The organism is Klebsiella sp. GW_Kp181, from assembly GCF_040062315.1.
GTDB classification, from domain to species: Bacteria; Pseudomonadota; Gammaproteobacteria; order Enterobacterales; family Enterobacteriaceae; genus Klebsiella; species Klebsiella oxytoca.
The window spans coordinates 26,094-32,516 of record NZ_JBEAFR010000007.1; the positions used below are offsets into that span (position 1 = coordinate 26,094).

Below are 6,423 nucleotides of genomic sequence, written 5' to 3' on the forward strand. Positions count from 1 at the left end.
GCGCTGCCGGAGCCGCGCGTTATGCCAGAGAAAACCTTTGATAGCCTACTGCAGGATAAGACGTGCGCGGACTCATCCGCTACTCAACCGCTTTGAATCCATCCTTGAGAATGAGGCGTTCAGATCGCGCCATCGAGAGATATTTTCCCGAACAATCAGTGATGTTTATTCCCGGCAGTTTACACAGCTCGCTGATTTTTGCTTTGCTGAAATCAATCGTCATATGTTCGCTGGCGCGATCGTCAAAATACTCAATAACATCGCTGACACCCTCAGTTTCCCGATAAGCCCCGGCAATTTGCTCGATGATCATTCTGGCATGTTCTTTATTTTTGGCGGCAAGAACATCATAGGGCAGGGTGTTTTCTGCCGTCTGGCGCAGGACGACATCGCCTTTATAGTAATAGGTGATTTTTACATCAACGCCGTTAAGATTGTTCGTGAAGGTCTGGTGTTGTTCCGGGGCATCACTTTCAGCAATCTTCTGCACAAACGTTTTATCTTCATTTTTATCGCAGCTTGCCAGACTGGCGCATAAAAAGAGGGCAACAAATAAGGGCTTCAATCTCGCGGTTGAGCGCATGGGAATTCCTTTTCCGCAAATCATCAGACTGTTGGATACTGTTGAACAGTGGGGCAGTATGAGGCGTGTCGGCAGCGATGAAAAGGCAGCAAGAGGATTTTCAGAATTTATAAAAAAAGCGCTGCCGGAGCAGCGCTGTATGCGGTATTACTTGACCTGCTGGCCTGGCTGGGCGCCGCTGTCCGGGCTTAACAGGAAGATATCTTTCCCGCCAGGGCCTGCGGCCATCACCATGCCTTCCGAGATGCCGAAGCGCATTTTACGCGGCGCCAGGTTGGCGACCATAACCGTCAGGCGGCCAATCAGCGCCTGCGGATCCGGGTAGGCGGAGCGGATGCCGGAGAAGACGTTGCGCTTCTCGCCGCCGAGATCCAGCGTCAGGCGCAGTAGCTTGTCGGAACCGTCCACGAACTCGGCGTTTTCAATCAGCGCGATGCGCATATCGACTTTGGCGAAATCGTCAAAGGTGATGGTGTCCTGAATCGGATCGTCCGCCAGCGGTCCGGTGACCGGCGCTGACAGCGCTTTCACTTCTTCTTTCGACGCTTCGACCAGCGCTTCCACCTGCTTCATTTCGATGCGGTTATACAGCGCTTTAAAGGCGTTAACCTTGTGACCGAGCAGCGGCTGCTGAATGGCCTCCCAGCTCAGTTCGCTGTTGAGGAACGCTTCGGCGCGGGCGGCCAGCTGCGGCAGAACCGGCTTGAGCCAGGTCATCAGCACGCGGAACATATTCAGGCCCATGGTGCAGATGGCCTGCAGATCGGCATCGCGGCCTTCCTGTTTGGCAACCACCCACGGCGCCTGCTCGTCAACGTAGCGGTTCGCCACGTCGGCCAGCGCCATGATTTCACGGATGGCTTTACCGAACTCGCGGCTATCCCACGCTTCGCCAATGCTTGCTGCGGCATCGGTGAAGGTTTTGTACAGCGCCGGATCGGCCAGCTCGGCGGACAGCATGCCGTCGAAACGCTTATTGATAAAACCGGCGTTGCGCGAGGCGAGGTTCACCACTTTGTTGACGATATCGGCATTAACGCGCTGCACGAAATCTTCCAGGTTCAGATCGATATCATCGATACGCGAAGAGAGCTTGGCGGTGTAGTAGTAGCGCAGGCTGTCGGCGTCAAAGTGGTTCAGCCAGGTGCTGGCCTTAATAAAGGTTCCGCGCGACTTGGACATCTTCGCGCCGTTGACCGTCACGTAGCCGTGAACGAACAGATTGGTTGGTTTGCGGAAGTTGCTGCCCTCCAGCATGGCCGGCCAGAACAGGCTGTGGAAGTAAACGATGTCTTTACCGATAAAATGATACAGCTCGGCGGTGGAGTCTTTCTTCCAGTACTCATCGAAGCTGGCGGCGTCGCCGCGCTTGTCGCACAGGTTCTTAAAGGAACCCATGTAGCCGATCGGCGCGTCCAGCCAGACGTAGAAATATTTACCCGGCGCGTTCGGGATTTCAAAGCCGAAGTACGGCGCATCGCGGGAAATATCCCACTGCTGCAGGCCGGACTCAAACCACTCCTGCATTTTATTCGCTACCTGCTCCTGCAGCGCGCCGCTGCGGGTCCACGCCTGCAGCATTTCGCTGAACGACGGCAGGTCGAAGAAGAAGTGTTCGGACTCGCGCATCACAGGCGTCGCGCCGGAGACGACCGATTTCGGTTCAATAAGCTCGGTTGGGCTGTAGGTCGCGCCGCATACTTCGCAGTTATCGCCGTACTGATCCGGTGATTTACACTTCGGACAGGTGCCTTTCACAAAACGGTCCGGCAGGAACATGCCTTTTTCCGGATCGTAGAGCTGGGAGATGGTGCGGTTTTTGATAAAACCGTTCTCTTTCAGACGCGTATAGATAAGCTCCGACAGCTCGCGGTTTTCGTCGCTGTGCGTGGAGTGATAGTTGTCGTAGCTGATGTCGAAGCCAGCAAAATCGGTCTGATGCTCCTGACTCATTTCGCCAATCATCTGTTCCGGGGTGATACCGAGCTGCTGCGCTTTCAGCATGATCGGGGTTCCGTGGGCGTCGTCGGCGCAGATGAAGTTGACTTCGTGGCCGCGCATTCGCTGGTAACGGACCCAGACATCAGCCTGGATGTGCTCCAGCATGTGGCCGAGGTGGATTGAGCCGTTTGCGTACGGCAGTGCGCACGTTACCAGTATTTTCTTCGCGACTTGAGTCATAGTGGGCATTACATCTTCTATTGTAAAAAGGGGGTTTGATGTTACCGCAAAGGCAATAATTTGGTAAGCCCAAAGCTTATGGTGGGGGAATTATTCCCTTTAAGGTAAACTTAACGCACAAGATTCAACTCACAATAACAAAGGAGTCGGGATGAGTTCGCAATCCCAGGCCAAATCCCCCGAACGTCTACGCGCGATGGTCGCCGGGACCCTGGCTAATTTCCAGCACCCAACCCTGAAACATAACCTCACTACGCTGAAGGCGCTGCATCACGTCGCCTGGCTGGACGAAACCGTGCATATTGAAATTCAGATGCCGTTCGTCTGGAATAGCGCCTTTGAAGCTCTGAAGGAGCAGTGCAGCGCCGAGCTGCTGCGCATTACCGGTGCCAAAGCTATCGACTGGAAGCTGACGCACAGCATCGCCACGCTTCAGCGGGTAAAAAATCAGCCCGGTATCAACGGCGTGAAAAATATTATCGCTATCAGCTCCGGTAAGGGCGGGGTGGGTAAATCATCGACCGCGGTCAACCTGGCGCTGGCGCTGGCGGCGGAAGGGGCGAAAGTCGGCATTCTGGATGCCGATATTTACGGCCCGTCGATTCCGACCATGCTCGGCGCGGAAGATCAGCGTCCGACCTCGCCAGATGGGACCCATATGGCGCCGATTATGAAGTTCGGTCTTGCCACCAACTCCATCGGTTATCTGGTGACCGACGATAACGCTATGGTGTGGCGCGGGCCGATGGCCAGCAAGGCGCTGATGCAGATGCTGCAGGAAACCCTGTGGCCGGATCTCGATTATCTGGTGCTGGATATGCCGCCGGGTACCGGTGATATTCAGCTGACGCTGGCGCAAAATATTCCGGTTACCGGCGCGGTAGTGGTGACCACGCCGCAGGATATCGCTCTAATCGACGCCAAAAAAGGCATCGTGATGTTTGAAAAAGTCGAGGTACCGGTGCTGGGTATCGTGGAAAACATGAGCATGCATATTTGCAGCAACTGCGGGCACCACGAGCCTATCTTCGGTACCGGCGGCGCGCAAAAGCTGGCGGAGAAATACCACACCCAGCTGCTGGGCCAGCTGCCGCTGCACATCACTCTGCGCGAAGACCTCGACAAAGGGACCCCGACGGTAGTGGCGCGTCCGGAAAGTGAGTTTACCGAGACCTATCGTCAGCTGGCAGACCGCGTCGCGGCGCAGCTGTACTGGCAGGGGGAAGTTATCCCCGGTGAGATCGCCTTCCGCGCGGTATAGTCCACTCACTATCCTGAACCGTGCGGCGCAAAGCGCCGTGCGGTTTTTTTACCTCCGCCGAACGCCGTTTTCTTTCGCTAAAATAATCACTGCGCGAATGATAGTGGTGTTAAATATTACTTATTTTTATTCACATTTGCTGATGTTGAGATTAATCAACAAAACATACTCTTAACATTGTTTTCCCTCCGCGCTTGTGCGAGCTTAATTAGCATAGCAGTGACCTATTTTAATTCGCCGAAAGGAATTTTATTTGGCTTTATTATTTGGCGGAATGTGGTAGTCATCAGTCATACGTCAATAAAAACGATGGAAGGAAAATATCGCCGTACTACATTTCCGGAGTGCATGATGAATAATATTGCTCTAATCGTTAAGTTGCGGGAACTTCTGGTCATCTTTATGCATTCGCGCACGCTGCCGGAGAAAGCCGCTGACGCGCTGCGTTATTGTCAGGAAAATATCCCGCTGGCTGACCTTCCGATTGGCGCTTATGGCGAATATTGTGAAATTTATGAACAGATAGTTTTTTTATCGGATGATAAAAGTCGCACTGCGCCGGATGATTTACTGCGCAGCGGCGGGGATCTGATACTCAGTATTTTAATGCTCTACGAACAGGTCGCTGCCTATATTGCCGTCGAGGAGTTTATGCACAAACAAAACCGCTTTAACGAATAGCGCTTTAGCAACGATAAAAGATATGCCAGCGGCAGAATTTGTCCGCTGGCGTTTCGTTTTTAGCGATGATAGAAAATTTCGCCATCGTAGATTTTGAGGATTTTCCCCTCGGTTTCGGTAATCAGGACGTAGCTCCCGCCCATGTAGGTCCAGCGCGTGCCGGCATCCGGCGCCGGCAGATTGCGCTGCTGCCACTGTTTGATATTGTATTCTGGCGTCAGGTACAGCGGCGGAACGGTATCGCCGATGTGGAATTGTTTAAAGTCTGCGGTCACTCCGTCCAGCTCATATTTCTGAATGCCGTCGCCGGTCGCCGCCCACGCTCCGCTGGTGCATGCCAACAGTACGCCCAGAAGCATCATTTTTGTTTTACGCATAGTTTCCTCATTATTATCCTGGACACTCAATCGCAGCCTCGTATGATTCCTGATACCTCAAGGAAATGGCAAGCGTTGGTTTCGTTAAAAGTGTAAGCAAACGGTGAGGCAACGATGTTTTTCGCCTGGTTGCGCCAGTTTTGAGAATAATCCGGGTTCGGGAGTGTCTATGTTAAGGCTGGAAGATCTGGCTCTGTTTGTCCGCGCTGCGGCGCTAAGCAGCTTCAGCGATGCGGCGCGAGAGGCCGGGCTGCAGCCGGCGCAGGTTAGTGCGGCGATCAAGCGTCTGGAAACGACGTTGAATATTCGTCTTTTTGCCCGTTCAACGCGGAGCCTGCGCCTGACGCCGGAAGGTGAGGCCTGGCTGCCCTACGCCACGCAGATGCTCGATACGCTGCACGCCGGGCTGCAAAAAATCCGCACGCCGGATGACGAAGTTCGCGGTACGTTACAAATTGCCGTGCCGTCCGATCTCGGGCGCAACCTGCTTCTGCGCGTTTTTCGCGGCTTTCGCCAGCGTCATCCTGCGCTGCGTCTGCGGATCCTGTTTTCCGATCATCGGACCGACGTGTTTAAAGATCCGGTGGACGTGGCCTTTCGCTACGGCGATAACGACGATGCTTCGTTTATCTCCCTGCCCGTCGCGCCCGATAACCGACGAGTGCTGGTGGCTTCGCCCGGCTGGATAGCCGAAAACGGCGAGCCGCAAACGCTGGAAGAGCTGGCGCGACATAATGCACTCACCTACGTGCTGCGCGGCAGGGCGTTTGACCGCTGGCCGTTGAGCCGGGAAGGGAAAGTACACCACGTGCAGGTTTCCGGTACTATCGTGAGCGATGATGCGGAGGTGATTCGCCGCCTGGCGATTGCCGGTGAGGGGATTGCGTACAAATCTGAACTCGACGTCGGCGACGATATTCGTGCAGGGCGACTCCAGGTGCTGCTGCCGCACTACCAGGGCGACGTGGTGCCGCTGAATATGATTTGCCCGCACCGCAAACAGCTTTCGCCTGCGGTACGGCTGCTGTATGAGGCGGTGAAAGAGGCGTGCGAAGCGGTTAATTCCAGCGCGCTCTCTGCGGGCCGGTAGCCCGGATAAGGCGCGCCAGCACCGCCTCCGGGACGGTATCAGGGTGAAGCATCGGCGTGGTTTTTTCCCGGCTTGCGCTGCGCTTAGCCGGGCTACGAGTTCACAGCAATCTGCGGGCCGGTAGCCAGGACAAGGCGCGCCAGCACCACCTTCGGGAACGGTATCAGGGTGAAGCATCGGCGTGGTTTTTTCCCGGCTTGCGCTGCGCTTAGCCGGGCTACGAGTTCACAGCAATCTGCGGGCCGGTAGC

Annotated in this window: 6 protein-coding genes; 3 read left to right on the top strand and 3 right to left on the bottom strand. The window is 55.1% G+C overall.

What is annotated here, in order from left to right:
• Positions 1-79: 79 nt before the first annotated feature.
• Both ABLV11_RS05670 and metG read right to left on the bottom strand, forming a co-directional pair.
• The gene (locus tag ABLV11_RS05670; RefSeq protein ID WP_053092355.1) at positions 80-583 is read right to left on the bottom strand and encodes a DUF1307 domain-containing protein; all 504 of its coding nucleotides are present in this window, start codon (positions 581-583) and stop codon (positions 80-82) included.
• 147 nt (positions 584-730) lie between these two features.
• The gene (metG, locus tag ABLV11_RS05675; RefSeq protein WP_016809243.1) at positions 731-2,764 is read right to left on the bottom strand and encodes a methionine--tRNA ligase; all 2,034 of its coding nucleotides are present in this window, start codon (positions 2,762-2,764) and stop codon (positions 731-733) included.
• A 151-nt stretch (positions 2,765-2,915) separates the two neighbouring features.
• Here metG and apbC point away from each other — a divergent pair, with 151 nt between their 5' ends.
• On the top strand, positions 2,916-4,025 hold the full coding sequence (gene apbC / locus ABLV11_RS05680) for an iron-sulfur cluster carrier protein ApbC (RefSeq protein ID WP_004103811.1): 1,110 nt from the start codon (positions 2,916-2,918) through the stop codon (positions 4,023-4,025).
• Between the two features lie 351 nt (positions 4,026-4,376).
• Positions 4,377-4,706, top strand: coding sequence for a hypothetical protein (locus ABLV11_RS05685; protein WP_004114049.1), 330 nt, complete (start codon positions 4,377-4,379; stop codon positions 4,704-4,706).
• Positions 4,707-4,765: 59 nt separating this feature from the next.
• On the opposite strand, the gene ABLV11_RS05690 is transcribed toward ABLV11_RS05685, so the two are convergent.
• Positions 4,766-5,083, bottom strand: coding sequence for an RcnB family protein (locus ABLV11_RS05690; protein ID WP_004103807.1), 318 nt, complete (start codon positions 5,081-5,083; stop codon positions 4,766-4,768).
• Positions 5,084-5,252: 169 nt separating this feature from the next.
• On the opposite strand from ABLV11_RS05690, the gene ABLV11_RS05695 reads away from it, so the two are divergent.
• On the top strand, positions 5,253-6,173 hold the full coding sequence (locus ABLV11_RS05695) for a LysR family transcriptional regulator (RefSeq protein WP_004103805.1): 921 nt from the start codon (positions 5,253-5,255) through the stop codon (positions 6,171-6,173).
• The last annotated feature ends 250 nt before the right edge of the window (positions 6,174-6,423 follow it).